The organism is Kitasatospora sp. NPDC007106 (assembly GCF_040634455.1).
GTDB lineage: Bacteria > Actinomycetota > Actinomycetes > Streptomycetales > Streptomycetaceae > Kitasatospora > Kitasatospora arboriphila.
Window position 1 is genome coordinate 1 of sequence record NZ_JBEYFP010000072.1, and the last position, 18355, is coordinate 18355.

The 18355-nt window shown below is 69.3% G+C and carries 14 protein-coding genes and 1 pseudogene; 6 read left to right on the forward strand and 9 right to left on the reverse strand.

The annotated features are described in order from the left end of the window. The coding region (locus ABZ641_RS10110; protein WP_359980587.1) for a hypothetical protein at positions 1 to 442 on the reverse strand (442 nt) is incomplete at its 3' end. 370 nt (positions 443 to 812) lie between these two features. Here ABZ641_RS10110 and ABZ641_RS10115 point away from each other — a divergent pair. Beyond that, a complete protein-coding gene (locus ABZ641_RS10115) occupies positions 813 to 2087 on the forward strand; it encodes a glycosyltransferase (RefSeq protein WP_359980590.1) in 1275 nt (424 codons plus the stop codon). A 166-nt stretch (positions 2088 to 2253) separates the two neighbouring features. Here ABZ641_RS10115 and ABZ641_RS10120 read toward each other — a convergent pair whose 3' ends face one another. Beyond that, complete coding sequence (locus ABZ641_RS10120) at positions 2254 to 2682, reverse strand: hypothetical protein (protein ID WP_359980593.1); 429 nt, start codon at positions 2680 to 2682, stop codon at positions 2254 to 2256. Between the two features lie 875 nt (positions 2683 to 3557). On the opposite strand from ABZ641_RS10120, the gene ABZ641_RS10125 reads away from it, so the two are divergent. The 3 genes and pseudogenes from ABZ641_RS10125 to rfbA all read left to right on the forward strand — a co-directional run bounded on the left by ABZ641_RS10125 (position 3558) and on the right by rfbA (position 7317). Next, positions 3558 to 4226 carry a beta-glucanase gene (locus ABZ641_RS10125; protein ID WP_359980596.1) on the forward strand — a complete coding sequence of 223 codons (669 nt, stop codon included), beginning with the start codon at positions 3558 to 3560 and terminating at the stop codon, positions 4224 to 4226. Between the two features lie 788 nt (positions 4227 to 5014). Further along, a complete protein-coding gene (locus ABZ641_RS10130) occupies positions 5015 to 6268 on the forward strand; it encodes an IS21 family transposase (protein WP_359980599.1) in 1254 nt (417 codons plus the stop codon). Positions 6269 to 6439: 171 nt separating this feature from the next. Next, positions 6440 to 7317, forward strand: a pseudogene (rfbA, locus tag ABZ641_RS10135) (glucose-1-phosphate thymidylyltransferase RfbA). A 116-nt stretch (positions 7318 to 7433) separates the two neighbouring features. On the opposite strand, the gene ABZ641_RS10140 reads toward rfbA, so the two are convergent. After that, positions 7434 to 8528: a right-handed parallel beta-helix repeat-containing protein gene (locus ABZ641_RS10140; RefSeq protein ID WP_359980602.1), complete on the reverse strand. Its 1095-nt coding sequence runs from the start codon at positions 8526 to 8528 to the stop codon at positions 7434 to 7436. A 596-nt stretch (positions 8529 to 9124) separates the two neighbouring features. Between ABZ641_RS10140 and ABZ641_RS10145 the strand changes: the two genes are divergently transcribed. Further along, the gene (locus ABZ641_RS10145) at positions 9125 to 10279 is read left to right on the forward strand and encodes a methyltransferase (RefSeq protein WP_359980604.1); all 1155 of its coding nucleotides are present in this window, start codon (positions 9125 to 9127) and stop codon (positions 10277 to 10279) included. Positions 10280 to 11029: 750 nt separating this feature from the next. Here the strand turns inward: ABZ641_RS10145 and ABZ641_RS10150 are convergent. From ABZ641_RS10150 to ABZ641_RS10165, 4 genes are all read right to left on the reverse strand, one after another. Then, positions 11030 to 11221 carry a hypothetical protein gene (locus ABZ641_RS10150; protein WP_359980606.1) on the reverse strand — a complete coding sequence of 64 codons (192 nt, stop codon included), beginning with the start codon at positions 11219 to 11221 and terminating at the stop codon, positions 11030 to 11032. Between the two features lie 190 nt (positions 11222 to 11411). After that, on the reverse strand, positions 11412 to 12464 hold the full coding sequence (locus ABZ641_RS10155; RefSeq protein ID WP_359980609.1) for a peptidase: 1053 nt from the start codon (positions 12462 to 12464) through the stop codon (positions 11412 to 11414). Between the two features lie 31 nt (positions 12465 to 12495). Then, positions 12496 to 13026: a hypothetical protein gene (locus tag ABZ641_RS10160; protein WP_359980612.1), complete on the reverse strand. Its 531-nt coding sequence runs from the start codon at positions 13024 to 13026 to the stop codon at positions 12496 to 12498. 946 nt (positions 13027 to 13972) lie between these two features. After that, positions 13973 to 14989 (reverse strand): glycosyl hydrolase family 28-related protein, encoded by a 1017-nt coding sequence (locus tag ABZ641_RS10165; RefSeq protein ID WP_359980615.1) that lies wholly within the window; start codon positions 14987 to 14989, stop codon positions 13973 to 13975. 779 nt (positions 14990 to 15768) lie between these two features. Between ABZ641_RS10165 and ABZ641_RS10170 the strand changes: the two genes are divergently transcribed. After that, on the forward strand, positions 15769 to 16785 hold the full coding sequence (locus ABZ641_RS10170; RefSeq protein ID WP_359980618.1) for a family 20 glycosylhydrolase: 1017 nt from the start codon (positions 15769 to 15771) through the stop codon (positions 16783 to 16785). Positions 16786 to 17244: 459 nt separating this feature from the next. On the opposite strand, the gene ABZ641_RS10175 is transcribed toward ABZ641_RS10170, so the two are convergent. Together ABZ641_RS10175 and ABZ641_RS10180 are read right to left on the reverse strand one after the other, a co-directional pair. Further along, complete coding sequence (locus tag ABZ641_RS10175; protein ID WP_359980621.1) at positions 17245 to 17640, reverse strand: nuclear transport factor 2 family protein; 396 nt, start codon at positions 17638 to 17640, stop codon at positions 17245 to 17247. Between the two features lie 220 nt (positions 17641 to 17860). Continuing rightward, a partial coding sequence (locus ABZ641_RS10180; protein ID WP_359980623.1) for an IPT/TIG domain-containing protein occupies positions 17861 to 18355 on the reverse strand: 495 nt, incomplete at its 5' end.

Here is an 18355-nt window from a genome sequence, read left to right on the forward strand (position 1 = left end):
CCCGCAGGGTGATGTGGGTGCCCTCGGTGCTCAGGGTCCGCAGGGCGTTCAGGGTGATGTGGGTGCTCAGGGTGCGCTGGGTGCCCAGGGTCCGCAGGGTGATGTGGGTGCCCTCGGTGCTCAGGGTCCGCAGGGCGTTCAGGGTGATGTGGGTGCTCAGGGTGCGCTGGGTGCCCAGGGCGTTCAGGGTGCGCTGGGTGCTCAGGGTGCCCTCGGTGCTCAGGGTCCGCAGGGTGATGTGGGTGCTCAGGGTGCCCTCGGTGCTCAGGGCCCGCAGGGTGATGTGGGTGCTCAGGGTGCCCTCGGCCCGCAGGGGCCGCAGGGCGAGGTGGGTGCTCAGGGTTCGCAGGGCGTTCAGGGTGTGCTCGGTGCCCAGGGCCCGCAGGGCAACGCCGGTCCGGGCGGGGCACAGAGCACCGTCGTCACGACGGTCGGCGCCCAAGGTGTCGCAACCGCGAGCTGCCCGGTGGGCACCTTCGCGATCGGTGGCGGCTACTCGAACTCCGGTGGGACACCCGTCCTGTTCGACGGTCCCGTCGGTGGCTCGCCGGCGACCGGATGGCAGGTGCAGGTGTCCGACGGCACGGCCACACCCACCGCGTTCGCGATCTGCTCAGCGTAGTGCCCGGCAGTTGGTGACAGCGGCTGACCAGTCCAGCGCCATGGCCGCCAACGCGTGACGGTTCCCCGGGGCAGGCCAGATCCCGGGGAACCGTCGGCACAACGGTCCACCGAACACGGTGCGCCGGGCCGCCCTGTCCGAACAGTCACATCGTCAGAGTTCTCCATGATTCTCAGGCAGGTATCAACAGATGACGTCATCCGCAGCTCCGAGGTTCTCCGTCTTCACCCCCAGCCATCGGCCACGCTTCCTGGACGAGTGCCTCGAGTCGCTGAAGGCACAGACCTGGTCCGACTGGGAATGGATCGTCCTTCTCAACAACGGAGCACGATGGCGCCCCGAGCACCCGGACGACCGCGTCCGGGTGGAGATCGCCGACGACGCCACGGGCGTCGGCGCGGCGAAGCGTCGCGCCTGTGAGCTGGCGCGCGGCGAGATCCTGGTGGAGCTCGACCACGACGACCTCCTCGCCTCGGACTGTCTGAGGTCCCTCGCGCAGGCGTTCGACGAGCATCCCGAGGCGGTCTTCGCCTACAGCAACACCGCGCAGATCTCCGATGACGGCAGCCGGGACGACACCCGCTTCAATGAGGCACACGGCTGGCGCTACGAGGAGACGACGGTCGACGGGCGTTCGCTGCTGCAGGTCGCCGCCATGGCGCCGGTGCCGCACAACGTGTCGTACATCTGGTACGCGCCGAACCACGTCCGGGCCTTCCGCAGGGATGCCTATGAACGTGTCGGCGGATACGACGCGACGCGCACCGTGCTGGACGACCAGGACTTGATGTGCCGGCTCTTCCAGGAGGGGGAGTTCGTCCTGATCCCCCGCTGCCTGTACCTGCAGCGCATGCACGCGGGCAACACCCAGCGAGACCCGGAGATCAACGCACACATCCAGCGCGAGACCGTGGCCCTGTACGACAAGTACATCGAGGCGAACGCCCTCGCCTGGACCAGGCGCAGGGGCCTGCTGGCGGTGGACCTCGGTGCGGCGCACCGAAAGCCCCCCGGTTACCTGGGCCTGGACCAGTACTCGGGAGACGGCGTGGACATCGTCGCGCAACTCCCCGGCCGGGTGGAACTGCCCGACGGCTCGGTGGGCCTGCTGCGCGCGGTGGACTTCCTGGAGCACGTACCCGCGAAAGTACCGTTGATCAACGAGCTCTTCCGGCTGTTGGCGCCCGGCGGCATGCTGATCACTCTCACCCCGAGTTCGGACGGCCGGGGCGCGTACCAGGACCCGACGCACGTCGCCTTCTACAACGAGAACTCGTTCTGGTACTACACCGACGACCAGTACCGGGTGTTCGTGCCGGAGATCGAGGCCCGCTTCCAGACGTCGCGGCTGGTCACGTACTACCCGAGCGACTGGCACAAGAGGAACGACATCTCCTACGTCCAGGCCAATCTGATCGCGGTCAAGGACGGCGCACCACGCTGTGGCGGTCTGCTGTTGGTCTGAGGCTCCCCGGCGGGGCCGGATCCGTTGCTGCCGATCGAGGACGGCCGGCAACTCGGCCTCGTGAACCTCGAAGAGGCGGTGGGAGTCCGACCTCGGTCCGGCTCACGGCGTGCGGCTCCCGCGGCCGCTCCCATTGCTCGGTGGGGGCGACCGCGGGAGACAGGCGTCAGACGAGAGTGATCTGCGCCTGGGCCTCAGCGGCGGGACTGCCCGTGAGCACCGCGAACACGTCAACCGGTCCCGCCTGCCACGTGGGGGCGCTCAGCCCCATCGGCTCGGCGGTCAGCGCGGCGGTCACCGTCTGCGGCGCACCGGTGCACTCAACGTCCGTGGTCGCCCAGCCCCACACGGGGAGCATCGCCGAACCGAACTGCCCCGCCGTGACGAAGAAGGAGCGCTGCTCCCCGACGGGGCAGGTGACCGTGAGGTCGACATCGAGTTCGGTGGGGTCCACGGCGGAGATCTGGGCACCGGAGATCGAGAGCGAGGACGGGGCCGGAACCGCGGCGTCCGCCCAACTGGGCGCGGCGACGACGGCTTGGACGGCGATGACGGAGGCGACGCCGGCAGCGCGAAGAACAGAACTGAATCGCATGATGCAATTTCTTTCTGGTCAAGGGGTGTTGAGGGACGCCCATGGTCGGCGTCCGCCCTGCCAGGTTCGACCGGCCGCCTGCGGGTCGCAACTTTTAGTGTGCTGCCGACTCCGCAGCGCGATGACCCTGCGCCCCAACTGGGCGGCCCGCGCGGGCTCGATGCGGTCCGGGACTTCGTCGTCGCGCGGAGGGCCTCCCGTCGTGCATCTCACGGTGCTTCAAGTCTCTATCATCCGGGTAATTTCCCTCGTCCCTCACGGGTCGGAAGCAGCGTGCGGCGGGCGGTTCTGTACGGATTCAGGGAGCGCGCCGACAAGGTCGCGTCCGAGCCGCTGCAGGCGCCTGCTCACCACATGTGCGAATGATTCAACTCTCGACGATCTGACGAGATTTGGGAGCGTGCTCCCCCATTGGCGCGCCGAGCCGCAGAGGGTGCCGCACGCGCGGGTGGCGGCCCGCATCCGGCGGCCGGTCACCCATCGGTGTGGGGCTTTCATCCCGCCGCCACGGATCAGTTGACACCCCGGCGAGAGCGGCACGAATGTCTGAATGACGAACAGCTGGAGCTCGGCCCGGGCGCCGACCGTGCGACAGGGATCCCGAAATCCCCGCTGTCCCCTGCTGTTCCATCCACACTGACCGCGGCTCGGCCGGCGCAGTCGGCACCGCCCCGTGGGTCCGAGCCAGCTGCTTGAGGGAGTTTCCCATGTTCTCCACCTCCGCCATATCCAGGCCGGGCCGTTGCCTGGTGACCTTCTCCGCTGCACTGCTCGCTCTCGCTGTGGCGGGCCCTGCCGGCGCCGCACGGGACGGCCGACCTGCCGACGCGGGTGTATCGGCGCGGTCCGGGGCTGCAGCAGGCGGGGGGACGCTGGTGTTCGACGAAGAGTTCGACGGCCCCGTCCGGTGGGGGACCCGCTGGATCGGCAACTCCACCAGCGCCTTCCGGTACGGGGACCACAACCCGGGCGACGACAAACTGGACTGGCTCAGCCCGTCGGCGGTCACCGTGGCGGACGGCGTCGCCACCTTCACCGCGAGGCCGGGCTCGCGCACCTTGGAGAACGGGAAGCGGTCCTGGACCACCGGGCTCCTCACCACCGAGGGGTCCGCTGACGGCTTCAAGGTGCGCGTCGGGGACTACCTGGAGACCCGGGTCAAGCTGCCGTCCGCCGCCGGTGCTTGGCCCGCCCTGTGGACGTGGTACAACGGCACGAACGAGATCGACTCGTTCGAGTACCATCCCGACAATCCGGACCTCTTGGAGCTCACCAACGGCCTCCGCCGTGCCGCGTTCTACTATCGTGACGCGGCCGTCGTCCGCCCGGGCGACTGGGTGGAGATCGGTGTCCACTACGGGGAGGACTGCAACGATTGGTACGTTGACGGAGCCAAAGTGTTCTCCGACAACGCCGGTGCGGGCAGCGGATGGACCGCCTACCTCATCCTCAACCTGTCCGTGGAGGCCGGCAGGTACCACCAGCCCCCCGCAGGTCCGACCCCGTTCTCCTTCTCGGCCGACTACGTCCGCGTGTGGCGCTGACCGGCCGGAGCCGGGCCGGAGCCGGTTCGGGCGCCCGCCGCGACCGGGGCCGGAGACCTGGCGCCCGGGCCTGGGCGCCGGTCGGATCGCACGGTCCACACGTGGGGAGCAGGCCGCCTGAGGCGAGGCCGGCAGAATCCCGCGCAGCCCGCAGCCCGCAGCCCGCAGCCGCAGCTGCTGGCGGCGGTCGGGCGGCACCGATCTGCGCCGACGAATCGTCTCCCTGCCCTGTCCGCGACTGTCTGCGTGCAGGGTTGTGCGGCATGCCGGCTCCATTAAATATTCGGCATTGCCCATGCTTGACGAAATTCCCCGAGGCGGTGAAAGTCGGCGCGCGGCGCGGCAGGGCTATCACGCCCGCTCCGGGGAATTCGGTTAGCGGGTGGAAGGGTGGGCCATGGCAATTACGGAAGGGTGCTCCCGAAACTCCCCGGCCGCCAACCTTGGCCACCGCTGTGCCGCCACCTCCAGGTCAGAGAGTCCGCCGCGTCCCGTGCTCCGGTCGCCCGGCGCCGACACGCGCCACGGCAAGGCTTGCCGAACTTACCCAGCGGGTCACCGATTTGGTCGTGCAGAAACATTTCTCTGGAGGTTTTGAATCGAATTGCCCGAACTTGGGGCGAAGATGATGTAAGGCGCTCGGCGAAACTACTCAGAGGCGCGCAAGGATTGGCGCAGGGCGCCCCTTGTCCGCGTGTTGCGTCGCCGGCGCGTGCTATATTTCCGACCTCCTTTGTGTGTCATCAATTCAGTGCCTGCGTGGCGTGGGTCGGATTGCGAGGTGCCTAGTGCTCACAAGAGATGAATACGCGGAGGCGCGGAGACTGTACAGCGAAGGCTGGTCGCTTTCGGCGATCGCCAGGTTGCTGGGCCGCGACCGCAAGACCCTGAGGTCTTACCTCCTCGGGGGGCGGACCCCGGGCGTCAGGAACTCCCCGCAGGACGCGTTCGGCCAGTTCGTGCCGTACTGCCGGGACCGGCTGCGCGAGGACCCGCACCTCGAGGCGACCGTCCTTCTCAGAGAGATCACCGAACTCGGCTACCGCGGCGGCTACTCGACGCTGACCCGGGCGCTACGCAGACACCATCTGCGGCCCGCCTGTACCCAGTGCCGGTGGACCGACGCGAGCCAGAGCTCAGGCAACACATCGACTGCCGGCGACGAACTGCGCTTCAGCTGGCTCAAACTGCCCAACCCCCCACCGCCGTGGGGAGCCGGCCGGCACGCCCACATCCTGATCGGCTCCCTGGCGAGCGGCCCCTGGCGGGCGGCCCTGGCCGAGAACGAGCAACCGGCCCAGCTCATCGAAGCCATCGACCTGATCCTCAGACGGTTGGGCCGGACCGGCCGCTACTGGTGGTTCGACTCAGTACCGGCGGCGGTCGGCCACGCGGACGGCAGGGTCAAACCCGAACTCCTCCACGTCGCCAGGCATTACGGCGCCGACCTCGGCACCGACTCACGTCGCTCTGCCACCGCGTTCCCTCCCGCTCCCGACCCACTGCGTCCCATCGAGGACTTCTGGTGGCGCACCATCCGACCGGAGACGCGTCTCCACACGGCACAGGAGAGTCTGGACCACTTCGCCGCCTGGCTCGACTCACGGCACTCGGAATCCGGTGGCTCCGAGGGGCGGAGTGACGTGGCCGGCGGGGTCCACGATTCCAGGAGGCGCGGGTCCGAGCGGCTTCCGGTTCCGTTCCCCGCCACGATCCGGGTCGCCCGGACCGTCACCCCGCACGACCTCGTCTCCTTCCGCGGGAACCACTATGCGGTGCCCTCCGGCCTCGTCGGGACCGTCGTCGACGTCGCCTGGCGTCTGGACGAGTCCTACGTGTCGATCTCCACCATCGGGGGAGCCGTCGTCGTTCACACCGTCGCACCCCGTGGCGCTGGCCGAATCGTCGGCGGTCCCGCGCAAGCCATCCCGCTCGAACACCTCGAAGGCCGCGTCCAGGGCGACCGCACACCGTGCAACGGCAGGACACGCTTCCCGCCTGCCACGGAGGCCCTCCTCCACGCCCGCGCAACTCGCTGCTGACCAGTCTCACCTTCCCCGACGGCCGGCGCAGGCCAGCGTGCATTTCAGGATGGGCACACCCGGGAGGGTGGGACGTGGCCGAACGAGAGAAGCAGATCCGGCCGACACCGGAAATACGCTCAGTGGAACTCCCCAGTCATGGCCTGTAGTGATCCGGCTTTTCTGCTGCGCATGCGTGGAATTCTCCTGGCCGGCGGTACCGGCTCTCGGCTGTGGCCGCTGACCCGGGCGGTGTCGAAACTGCTGCTCCCGGTCTTCGACAAGCCGATGGGTCTACCACCCGCTCTCCACGCTCGTGATGGCGGGCATCGACGAGATCCTGATCGTCACCACCGCGGAGTACCAGCCGCAGTGCCGCCGGCTGCTCGGCGACGGCTCGCAGCTCGGCCTGCGGCTGGAGTACGCGGTGCAGGAACGTCCGGAGGGGATCGCGCAGGCCTTCGTGCTGGGCGCGGACTTCATCGGCGACGAGCCGGTGGCGCTGATCATCGGCGACAACATCTTCCACGGCAGCGGTCTCGGCACCCGGCTGGCGCAGCACAGCGACCCCATGGGCGGGCTGGTCTTCGCCTACCCGGTCGCGGACCCGAGCGCGTACGGCGTGGTGGAGTTCGACGCCGATGGCCGGGTGCTGTCCATCGAGGAGAAACCGGCCGTGCCGAAGTCCCGGTACGCGGTCCCGGGCCTGTACTTCTACGACAACCGGGTGGTGGAGATCGCCCGGAGTCTGAAGCCCGGCGACCGGGGCGAGTTGGAGATCACCGCGGTCAACGACGCCTATCTGCGGGCCGGTGAGCTCCAGGTGACCAGGCTCGACCGCGGCACGGCCTGGCTGGACACCGGCACCTTCGTCTCGATGGTGCAGGCCTCGGAGTTCGTCCGGGTCATCGAGGAGTGCCAGGGCTTCAAGATCGGCTGCATCGAGGAGGTCTGCTGACTGGCCGGGCTGATCGGCGACGCCCAACTGCGCGCGCTCGCCGAGCCGTTACTGAAGAAGCGGGTACGGCCAGTACCTGCTGGACCTGTTGCAGGAGGAGAAGTCCCGGTGAGGATCCGCGAGTCGACGATCGAAACGAATCGTCGGTGTGGGGTCACCCGGATTCCCTACCGGTGGGACAGCGGTCACCCCTCGATCCTCGGCCGACCCGCGGGGACGCCGACGGGGTCAGCACCGACCGGCCGGTTCGGAGACGGTGCAGTGGTTGAGGGTGAACGTGTTGGAAGGGTCGCCCTCGCGGTCGACCAGGTCGGCAGGCGCGTTGCCGGAGGTGTCGTTGCTGTCGACGCTGTTCCGGGTGTTGGCAACGCCGACCAGACTGTGGAAGAAGACGACGCCGCCGGACATCGGTGAGTCGCCGACGTTGTCGCGGACCTCGTTCTGCGTGACCGAGACGTCGTCGGCGCCGGTGAGGAGGATGCCGGTGCCCTGCATGTGTGCGAGCCCGGCGTAGGGTGCGCAGTACCGGTTGTTGGCCATGACCCGGTTGCGGGCGACGCGCAGTGAGCCGGCCCGGGGCACGGTCTCGTCGCCGACGACGAAGACGCCTCCGCAGTTGTCCTGGATCTCGTTCTGCTCGACGCTGAGACCGCGCAAGCGGCGGACGGCGACGCCGATCCGGTTTCCGGTCAGGCGGTTGCCACTCACCACGGTGCCGCCGGTGTCGATGGCGCCGTTGCCCTTGCTGTCCACGACGTTGGCGAGGAAGATCCCTGACTGGCCGTTGCCGGTGGACTCATTGCCGACGATCACGGCGTGGGTGGACCCCTCCTGGCTGATGCCCTGCTGGCCGTTGTCGTGAACGTAGGTGGCCCGCACGGTCATGCCGTCGGTCGCGGCGGCCGTGATGCCGTTCTTCCGGAACCCGGTGACAGCAAGCGCCTCGATGGTGATGCCCGGGAGCGGGTGCTGGTCGCTGCCGGCAACGCAGAGACCGTGCCCGGCTGCGGCGCAGGTCGGGTCACCCGCAGTGCCCTCGGCTTCCGCGCCCGGGGTGATGACACTGCTGGGCCCGGCGCCGCGAAGTGCGAGCCCGGGCGTGGTGATCCGGACGCTGCCCGGATAGGTGCCCGGAAGCAGTTGGACGGTGTCACCCGGGAGCGCCAAGTCGACGGCTCGCTGGATCGATTCGCCCGGCTGCACCACGTGCAGCCGGCCGATCGCATGAGCCGGCGGCGCCGCACCCAGCGCGGCCAGGACGGTGGTGATGGAGGTCGCGGCGGCGGTGACCGCGGCCAGGCGGCGGACTCGGTTCCTGGGCATTCCTTGGTGACCTGCTCTCGTGGCTCGGGCGATGCGGTGGGGCCGGACGGCGGGCTCAGCCGATGGCCGGCTTGTCGGCGTCGGGGCCCGCACTGACGCTAAAGGCGGCGCTCGGCGGCTGCCACCGGCGCTGGGCCGCCGGACTGACGGCGCGTCGGCCGGTGAGGGCTGCGGCAGTCCGCAGGATCACCGGCACTCGTCGAAGGTGTCCACCTCCTGCTCGGACGTGGGCCGGGCGGCTCCTCGCACATCGCTCGCCAACCATCCTCATTCCCTTCAGTCGGCAACGATCTGCGGCACCGGCGAGCGGGTGGGGAACTTCGAGTACTCATCAACACGGCGCCGGCGAGCACGGTTCACCTCGGCGCAGTGCGGGACGCCGGGGGCCGTGCCAAGCTGACGGTGATCCTGGACCGAGGGCTGTCCGCGGCGGCTGGTGAATGACAACAGCACCGACAGGAGCAGCCCGTATGCGGCACACCCGATCCGGGCGCTGGCCCTGCACTGCCGATCCGCGCCGCCGCGCCGTCCTCGGAGAACTCCAGGTGTCCCACCCGAGATACGGGTAGTCGCCCCTGACGACAAGGAGAAGTCGCGTGGAAAACCTCACGGTTCACGGACAGGAAAGACCGCGGAAGGCCCATGAGGGCGCCGCCGAGCACCCACGGGGGACGGCTCCCCGGTCGACGGATCCGCAGGCGCAGCAACGGATGATGGCTCTGTTGCACGGCGCGCTCGTCACCCAACTCCTCGTCGTGGCAGAAGAGTTCGGGATAGCAGAAATCCTGGCGGGCGGGCCGGCGCCGGTCTCGCAGCTCGCCCGCCGGTGCGGGGCACACGAGCGATCGCTGCACCGGCTGCTGCGGGCACTGGCCTCCCAGGGCGTCTTCCAGGAGGTGGAGGCCGGGACGTTCGCCCTGACCCCACTGGCCGAGACGCTGCGGGCCGACGTGCCCGGGTCGGTGCGCGCCTGGATCCGGTTCTGGGGGATGCCCGAGAAGCTCCAGGCGATCAACTCACTGTCGTATTCGGTGCGCACCGGTCGTCCGGCGTTCCCGCACGTGCACGGCACGGAGTGGTGGTCCTACTTGGCCGCCCACCCGGAGCATGCCGAACTCTTCAACGACGCCATGGGTGAGATGGCTCGCCGTGTGCACGCCGTGGCGGTGGAGAGCTGTGACCTGAGCGGCGTGAGGCGGGTGGTCGACGTCGGTGGCGGGCAGGGCCATCTGCTCGCCACGATCCTGCCCCGCCACCCGGAGCTGCGGGCCACCCTGCTGGACCAGCCGTCGGTGATCCGTGGTGCGAAAGCGGTGCTGGAGGCCGCCGGCGTCGCCGATCGGGTGGACCTGGTCGGCGGGGACTTCTTCGACGGCGTGCCGGAGGGCGCGGACACCTACCTGCTCTCGATGATCCTGCACGACTGGGACGACGAGCAGTGCATCACCGTGCTCGAGGTGATCCGGCGGGCGATGGCGCCCGATGCTCAGGTCGTCGTGATCGACGCGATCGTGCCGGCGGGTAACACACCCCACGACGGGAAGCTGCGGGACACCGTCATGATGGCACTGCACCCGGGCCGGGAGCGTACCGAGGCAGAATTCAGCGCGCTCTTCGCCGCCGCGGGTCTGCGTCACGTCTCGACGACGGGGCTGGCCTCCTCGACAGGCCTGTTGGTCGCGCGGGCCTATCCGGTGGTGGGGCGTCGGGAGGAGTCCGGGGCCGGTGGTGGTCCGGCGTCCGGAGCGTGATCGCGCGAGGAGGCGGAAGCAGCCGGGGCCGACCTCCTGCGCTTCACCCGGGTCGAGCACCACGTCCCTCCCTCGGGGCGTGGAGTCGTGATCCGGCCGGGAGTTGAGGGCGGGGGAGTGACTCGGGCGCGGCGCCGAGCTGCAGGAGGAGGCGTGCGCGGATCGCGCCGGGGACAGGGAAGCCGAGTGCGCACGTGGTCCGGGGACCTGGGACGGCGCGAGAGCCCGCGCAGCAGAACGGGTCCCCCGACCCGGCAGGGACGGAAGCGTGGAGCGCCGCCGGCCGTGAGTGCGGGTGGCACTTCACCCACGGTCGGCCCGCGGTCGCGGCTGCGACGGTGGTGCTGTCGTGAACCAGGGCACGGACAGAGCGACGTCGCGGCATCCCCGCGATACCGTGCCGCCGGGCGGCCCTGCGAAAACGCCCGCGGGTCGGGGCACCAGGGGAGAGAGCGGCGTTCAGGGGCACCGGGGCCCGCCGCCACCGGTCCGCTGTGACGAGCCGGGGCGCTGCCGCGGAGCACCATGGACAGGTCCGCGACGCCCGAGCGCCAGGTCCGACACCCGGCAAACCCGCACGGTTCCCCGCGCGCACCGCGGGCAGCGGGGCCTCGCGACACCGAGCCCCCGGTGGCCGGAGGTTCACCCTGCGCGCGGCTGACGGCGTGGAGAGCGCCAGGCGGTCGGCCAGGTGGGACGTCTCCACGCCGTGCGCGGCCTGCCTACTGCGTGGTCCCGCGGGCGGATGCGTCAGTTGTCGTCAGGTGCGGCCTTGGTGGCGATTTCGTACATGCCCGGCCCTACTTTTCGGTAGCGGCCGCCTGCTGCCTCGGCGAGCCGGGCTCGCGCGACGTCCTGGCGATCCACGGAGAGCCCGGGCGGGATATCGACGTACTGCCGGGCGAACGCGGCCTCTTCCGGGGTCAGTTCTGGTTCGGACATCGCAGTGGCCTTTCCGGAGTGGGGTACGTGCCGGTCGACACGACGGTTCACGGCGGGTGGAGCGATGGTGGGGGAGGGGACGCCGTGAACCCCCGGGCATGTGCGCGGGGGTGCGGAACGCGGAGTGCTCGCCCGTGCTCAGGCACCTGGCCGGTCGGCGATGCCCGGACGGCTGCCCTCGTGCAACCGGCTACCGAGCGCCGACATCCTCGTCCCGGGCCTGGGCTCGGGCGGCCCGACGAGCGTGACGCAGCCGACCGGCCGTTACGAGCAGCAGGACGACCGCGGCCAGCAGCCCGAGGAGCAGCAGGGGACTGACCCTGGTGGGCGTTTCACTCGGGTGCGCGGCCACGGGCACGGCCCCACCGCCGGCGCGGGGAAAGGTGATCGTCGCCTGGTACGCCTCCTGCAGCAGCCCGCTCTTGAGCTCGAGGGTCGCGGTCCAGGGGCCGTCGTCCACGAGGTCGGTCACGAGTGCCTTCACGGATCCGGACTGACCGGGTGCCAGGCTGACGCCCAGTTGGATGTTGTAAGGACCGGCTGTGAGCCTGCGGTCCACGTGGGAGAGCTTGAGCGTGCCCGTCAGGTCGAGAGCACGCCCCCCGACATTGTGTACCTGGGCGACGACGGTTCCGCGCCCTTCGCCGTCCCGTGCGGCGGTCATGCTGTCGGCAGTGAGCATCGGTGGGGGCGGGTTGTTGCCGCCCACAGAGAGATAGATCCGGACCCCGGTGCGGCTGACCAGGGTGATGCTGCCGCTGCTCTTGCCCTTCACCTGGGCCCAGATCACGGCGTATCTCTCGCCCGGAGCCGCGTCCTTCGGCACCGCGATGGCGGCAGTCCCGCGGGCGGATCCGCCCGCGGGCACGTCGACGGTTTCCTGACGGAGTGTGGTCCACGACGTCAGCTCGTTCGCGGTCCTGTCGGGAGCACCGATGAAGGAGCCGTCCTTGATGTCGGCGGCGCCCGCGTACAGCTCCACATGGAGTGGGGAATCGGTGCTGTTCGTCACCTCGACACGCCGCTGGATGGTCGTACCGGGGGACAGGTTGTCGATGATGTACGTACGCGCCCGCGGGTCGTCGGCGAGATCGGTGGGGATGTCCACCAGCCGAATGCCGATGCCGCGCCCGTTGGCATTCACTCGTTCTGTCCGGAAAGGGGCACCGCCGGCCACCGAGGGGCTGCCGGCGGTGAGGACGAGGACGACGGATGCCAGCACTGCCGCGATGATCCTGCGCACTGGTCGCGCCTCCGGGAAACGCTCGGGACGGTCAGGCAACAGAATGCGTGAGCGTCGAGCTGTACGTTCCGGTCAGGGCGTTCCCCGGGATGGTGAGGGAGATCGTGGGATTCCAGGTAGCGGTGTTGATTCCGGACACACCGGTGGCAGTCTGCACGGGGCCGGGAGGGTACAGCGCGGTGAGGTCGGCGTTCGCGACGGTGGCGGTACCGGTGACCACGGCCGTCGGGCTGGTGTAGCTGCTGGAGCCCGCGGCCGACACCGAGATGTTCTGCGGCCCCGTGAAGTCGACCGCGTTCGCCGTCGCCGTCCATCCCACGGTGCCGCCGCGCCCGTCCGTCACAACGACGTCCCCGATCTGGCTGGTGACCGTCTGGGGGGAGGTGCTGGCAGTCACGGTGCCGAGGCTGACGGATGTCGTCGGTACGGTGATGTCGAGTGTGCCGGAGTCGACCTGGGCGGTCAGCGGCGTGGTTCCGCTTCCCGCCGCCGACGCCGGAACGGGGAATACCGCCACCGCCGCCACAGCGGTGATGAATGATCTGACCAGAATCGTTCGCATTCCTTGGCCTCACTGGTTGATGACGCCGGGCCGGGCGGCCTGGCCTTTACGTGAACAAGCGGTATGCAGTCGAACAGATACAAAAAGTAATGACCTGCGGTGGGAAATGCAACCGAGGCACGGTCGAAGTCCTCGAACGGGCTTGAGTCCCATTGGATCCGGTACTCCGGCCGGCCCGATCCGGTGGGCTTGCGGAATTCCCCACCGGTCGCTCGCGAAATTCCCCGACCGGAGTCAATTCGCCAGGCGTCCCCCTGTCGGAATGCGCGGTCCGTCCATGAAGTGATCGCCTCGGGCCGTGCTGAGCCGTCAGCGTCGGCACCGGTCGCAGGCAGGCGAGATGCCTCCAACGGGGATGGGCCTACGGCATTCCGCGGTGGGCCTGAGCATCTGTCCCTGCTCGGACGGGAGGACACGGCGGGGCGCTCACGAGGATTCCCCGCCGGCGAGCCGGCTGGCTCGCGCAATTCCCCAGCCTGGTGGGCACATTCCCCACCGGGACGACATGTGCGCATCGGGACGAGCACGGATCCCACGGCTGGTGTTTCCTCCGGACGGAGGTGTCCCGGGGCGGAGAACGGTCATGGTGGTCGACCGGGCCGGTATCGCTTCCGTGCCGTGCCGATCCCGTCGTCGAGGGGAGACCCTTCACCACGTAGCGACGGGCTCACACTCCGGTGTGGTCGGCGGACGGTGCTGCAGCACAGTCTGTTCGAGTCCGTCGCGCCGGCCTCGGTCGTCCGTCCGGGCAGACGGCTCCCCGGGCGGCCCGACTGCCGGGGTCGGCGCGCACGCCGTTCTCGCCTTCATTCGCACGCTGCCCGACCCGCCGCTCACGCGGGGCCGCTCGTGCTCGGCGTCGATGAGTTCACCTTCCGTCGCGGCCCCTGGTGCGGCACGGAGCGGTGAGCGGGAGACCCGCCGAGAGGGTCGGACGACCAGAACGTCAGAGCACTCGAGTGGTACCGGTCGCATAGCTGGTGGCCAGGCCCTTGGCGCGGACGCCCAGGACGGCGACGTTCGAGCAGCCCTTGTCGACCTGGATGAAGTAGGGGGCCGTGGCCTTGTCGCTGCCTTGCGACGGATTGATCAGGGTGATGCCGTCACTGTTGCCGGTGATCTTGAAGGGCGTATTGCCCGGGGCGTCGGACCAGCAGTTGTTCAGCACGACGCCTCCGGAGCCCGCGGTGATCTGCCAGCCGTTGGCACTGTTCGCTTCGGCGCCGCACGCGTTGAAGGTGATCGCCTCGGTGGCCTCCGTCTTGTACCCGTTGGTGTTGTTGTCCGCACCGCACCCGTTGAACATGCAGTAGTAGACGGAGTTCAGTCGGAAGCCGTTGTCGTTGTGGTGTCCGTAGCAGGCGGTGAACGTGACCGATGTGCCGCCGCCGGAGAGGTCGAATCCGGCGGCGCCGCACTCCTTCGCGGTGACGTTCGTCAGGTCGCACATGACCGGGTCCTGCAGCGCCAGCCCGGAGCCGGGGAACCGGCGGACCATGACGTTGGACATGGACAGGTAGAACATGCCGATGTCGGCGGCGTTGGCGTTGGTGATGTGCACGCCGTCGGACGCGGCGGTGCCCTTCGGCCCGGAGATCATCAGGTCTCGGACGGCGACGCATTCCAGGTCCGCGCCGACCAGTCCGTGGGTGCCGGCCCCCGTCTGGTTGATGGAGGTGGACGCCATGCCGTCGCCGACCAGGGCGAGGTGTGAGCGGAGTCTGAGAGGAGCCGTGATCTTGTAGGTTCCCGCGGGTAACCGTACGACGGGGTCGCCGCGGTCGATCGCGGTCTGGATCGCGACGGTATCGTCCGCGACGCCGTCGCCCACGGCGCCGGAGTCCTTGACGCTGACGCTCGCGGGGTTCACGGTACGACCGGTGGCCGCGGCGACCAAGCCCCCCGCGCCGGTGGTGATGCCGGCCGCCGTCACACTGCCGGTCAGAAAGCTGCGTCTGTTCATCCCGAAGTCTCCTGTCTTCCACGGTGGGGAACCCGCACGAGTCGACGTACAGCACGGCGCCGGTCCGGTGCTGCTCCAGGGAGCCGGCGGTAACCCCCTCCCGAACGGCCTTCGGATGTGCTCGCCGCGGTCGGAACGCGGTGGCCCACGCCCAGCCGGCTCGCTCGGCGCCACCGAACCGATTGACGCCCCCGCGGCATCGACCCGGTGGCCAGCCGCTGTACATGGCCCACGGCGAAGGATCCAGTGGGCCATCAAAGCGGATCGAAACCGCGTACCGGCAGTGACACGCCGTGCACGAACACACCTGTGCGAGTGGGGATTTGGGAATGGCCCGTCTCGCCCGGGCGGACCTGCCCACGGCCGGGACGCGGGGACGTGTGGCCATGGGCGGTACCGGCCTTCGCCAGCCGATCTCATCCCTCCGGACACTACCTGACCGAAAAGCCCGATCCGCCCCACGAACGTCAATTCGTCTACGCTTGACGATTTTCCGCCGGGCGCTACACGAATCTCCGCAGCGGGCTGGGCGGGTAGCTCGAACCTCTCGTCCTAGGGTGCGGATGTGAACGAACGAAGTCTGATCAGATCCTTGCTGCCGGCCATCGGCTTCGGGGTGGTGAGTTGGCTGATCATCGCGGCGGTCGTCATCTGGTTGATCTGACCATCCATCAGGCGAAGGCTCGCGCCCTTGACGGGACGGCCCGGTGGCGCGGCGGCCTGCGTCGAGCGTGCCGGGTGTCGCACGGGTTCAGCTACAAGGAACTGCAGGAACCGAATTGAACCCTCCACGGATCTTCGCGGCGGCCCTCGCCGCCGCCATGATGGTCAGCACCGGGCATTGGCACCGCCGTTCTCCCGAGCTCCCGGCCGGCCCGGCGTTACCCGCCGTGCGGTCCCTCGGTCTCGACGTCGCGCGCCGCTGGTATCCGCCTGCGGCTCTGGAAGCTGTCGTGGATGCCCTGGCCCTGAGCCACTTCAACCAACTCCATCTCCACTTCACGGACGACCAGGCCTATCGGCTCGAATCCGCGATCATCCCCGAATGTGTCGCCCCACAGCACTACACCAAGGCCGACTTGCAGACGCTCGTGACCTACGCCATCGGCAAAGGCATCACCGTCGTCCCGGAAATCGACACTCCCGGACACATGGCAGCGGCACTGGCGTGCCGTCCGGACCTGCGCCTCACCACCACGTTCGGCGGCGGGAGCCTCGACCTGCGGAAGGACGCTGCGGTCGACTTCGCCAAAGAGCTGATCGCCGAATGGTTGCCGGTGTTCCCCGGCCGGGATTGGCACATCGGTGGCGACGAATGGATGGTCCACGACGACACCGTCAGGTACTACGGCGACCCGATCAGGGCTCGCGATTCCCAGTACGCCTACTACAACACCATGGGCGCTTGGCTCATATCCCTGGGCCGCCGGCCCCGGATCTGGAACGACCAGATCGTAGCCGGCACCAACGTCAAGATCGACAGGCTACTGATCATCGACAGCTGGTACGGGCCCACCGATCCCTCAGCCACGAGCCTCGCCATGCAGGGCTACCGGCAGATCAACTCCCATGGGAATCTGCTGTACGCCAACACCAACAGCGATCACTTCCCTGATCCGGCCGGCCTCGATGCCTTCACCCTCGGGCAGTTCGCGTCCGGCACCGTGACGACCGGTATTGCAGGTGTGCAGCTCTCGGTCTGGTCCATGCCCGGCGACACTCACACCGACCGGCACATCATCGACAGACTCACACCTCTGCTCCAGTCCCTCGCCCGACGACTGTGGGGAGGGTAGTCAGTCTCGAACAGCAACCCGCTCCAGCCGCCCGGGTCCGGCCAGCCCTGGAACGCCGGTGGGGGCAGCGCCAAGGGCGCCAGGCACTACGGCTGAGCCACGCGTCTCCATGGCCAGGCCCTCCGAGACGGCCCACCGAAGCCTGCAAGGGGACCAGATGCCTGCTGTCCCCCTCCGGCGTCGTCCCCGCCACCCAGCCCAGGACGGCTTCGCCCCGGGCCCGGAGGCCGCAGGCGCGTTCCGGGCCGCGCCCGCCCTGTGCCGCGCCCGCCTTGTGCTGCGCCCGCCCTGTGCTGCGCCGTGGTCGGCGGCGGGTGACTGCAGCCGCTGGGCGGCCATGGTGGGCGCTGCGACCAGGGAAGAAGAAGGCAGGGGGCGCCGACGTCGGCCTGGATGCGGTCCACGTCGCGTCGCACGGCTGCGACGACCGGCGCGATCCCCCGGGAGCCGGTGTGTGGATCAGCTCCAGAACTCGTTGCCGGTCTCCAGGTCCTCGACGCATTCGTCCAGGTCGGTGACCTTCTCGCCGACGATCCTGAACATGATCCCGCCCATGGCGTCCAGCTGCTTGCCGCCCCGTTCGGCGGTGGCGCGGTGCACCGACATGACGTGGCCCCGGCCGTCGATGAACAGGTGGTGCAGCTCGACCCTGAAGGAGCCGGCACTTTCGGTGCCGAGCCTGCGGTAGTACTCCAGGACCGCGTTCAGCCCCTTGTGGTCGCCGGAAAGGATGTGGCTGCCGGGCACGTGGTGTGTCACGTCCTTGGCGAGGATCTCGGACAGGGTGGTCATGTCTCCGCGGGAGAACGCTTCGTATCCCTTGCGTACCAGCGAGACGTGCGGGTGCTCGGTCATGACGGATCACCTCTCTGGCCTCAACGCCTTGCCTCCAGCCTGTCACTGCTCCGGTGGCACGACGACCTGGCAGTGCCCGGCCCGGGCACCCGGTCAGCTGCCCTTCATCGCCACCTCGCCCTCCTGCAGCCCGGCCGCCAGCGTGGTGTCGGCAACGGGGGACTGTGGCGGTCGGCAGGGTGGTCGCCACCGGCAGCGTGGCGTTCAGCGGGGCTTCCGGTCAGATGGTGGGTGCCTGGATGCGGGTGTGGGTGAGGCTGTTGCTGGTTCCGCCCGGGGTGGTGACGGTGACCTGGACCGGTCCCGCGCTTCCGGCCGGTGCGACGGCGTTGATCTGGGTGGCGGAGACGGGGGTGAAGGAGGTGGCGGGGGTGCTGCCGAAGGTGACCGCGGAGGTGTTGGTCAGGTTGGTGCCGACCAGCGTCACCGTGATGCCGCCGGCCAGCGGACCCTGGACCGGGTTGATGGAGGTGAGCGTCGGCGCCGCCAGGTAGGTGTAGGGCTGGCCGTTGCTGGTGCCGCCGGGGGTGGTGGCTGTGACATTGACCGTGCCGGTGCCCGCGGGGGCGGTGGCGTTGATCTGGGTGGCGGAGACGGGGGTGAAGGAGGTGGCGGGGGTGCTGCCGAAGGTGACCGCGGTGGCGTTGGTCAGGTTGGTGCCGACCAGCGTGACGGCGGTTCCGGCCGCGGTCGGTCCCTGGCTCGGGGTGACTGC

What these genes read in the sequence shown, in the direction of transcription:
- ABZ641_RS10115 (WP_359980590.1), top strand. Translation starts at nt 813, where the DNA reads ATGACGTCATCCGCAGCTCCGAGGTTCTCCGTCTTCACCCCCAGCCAT.
- ABZ641_RS10120 (WP_359980593.1), bottom strand. Translation starts at nt 2,682, where the DNA reads ATGCGATTCAGTTCTGTTCTTCGCGCTGCCGGCGTCGCCTCCGTCATC.
- ABZ641_RS10140 (WP_359980602.1), bottom strand. Translation starts at nt 8,528, where the DNA reads ATGCCCAGGAACCGAGTCCGCCGCCTGGCCGCGGTCACCGCCGCCGCG.
- ABZ641_RS10150 (WP_359980606.1), bottom strand. Translation starts at nt 11,221, where the DNA reads ATGTCCGAACCAGAACTGACCCCGGAAGAGGCCGCGTTCGCCCGGCAG.
- ABZ641_RS10160 (WP_359980612.1), bottom strand. Translation starts at nt 13,026, where the DNA reads ATGCGAACGATTCTGGTCAGATCATTCATCACCGCTGTGGCGGCGGTG.
- ABZ641_RS10165 (WP_359980615.1), bottom strand. Translation starts at nt 14,989, where the DNA reads ATGAACAGACGCAGCTTTCTGACCGGCAGTGTGACGGCGGCCGGCATC.
- ABZ641_RS10175 (WP_359980621.1), bottom strand. Translation starts at nt 17,640, where the DNA reads ATGACCGAGCACCCGCACGTCTCGCTGGTACGCAAGGGATACGAAGCG.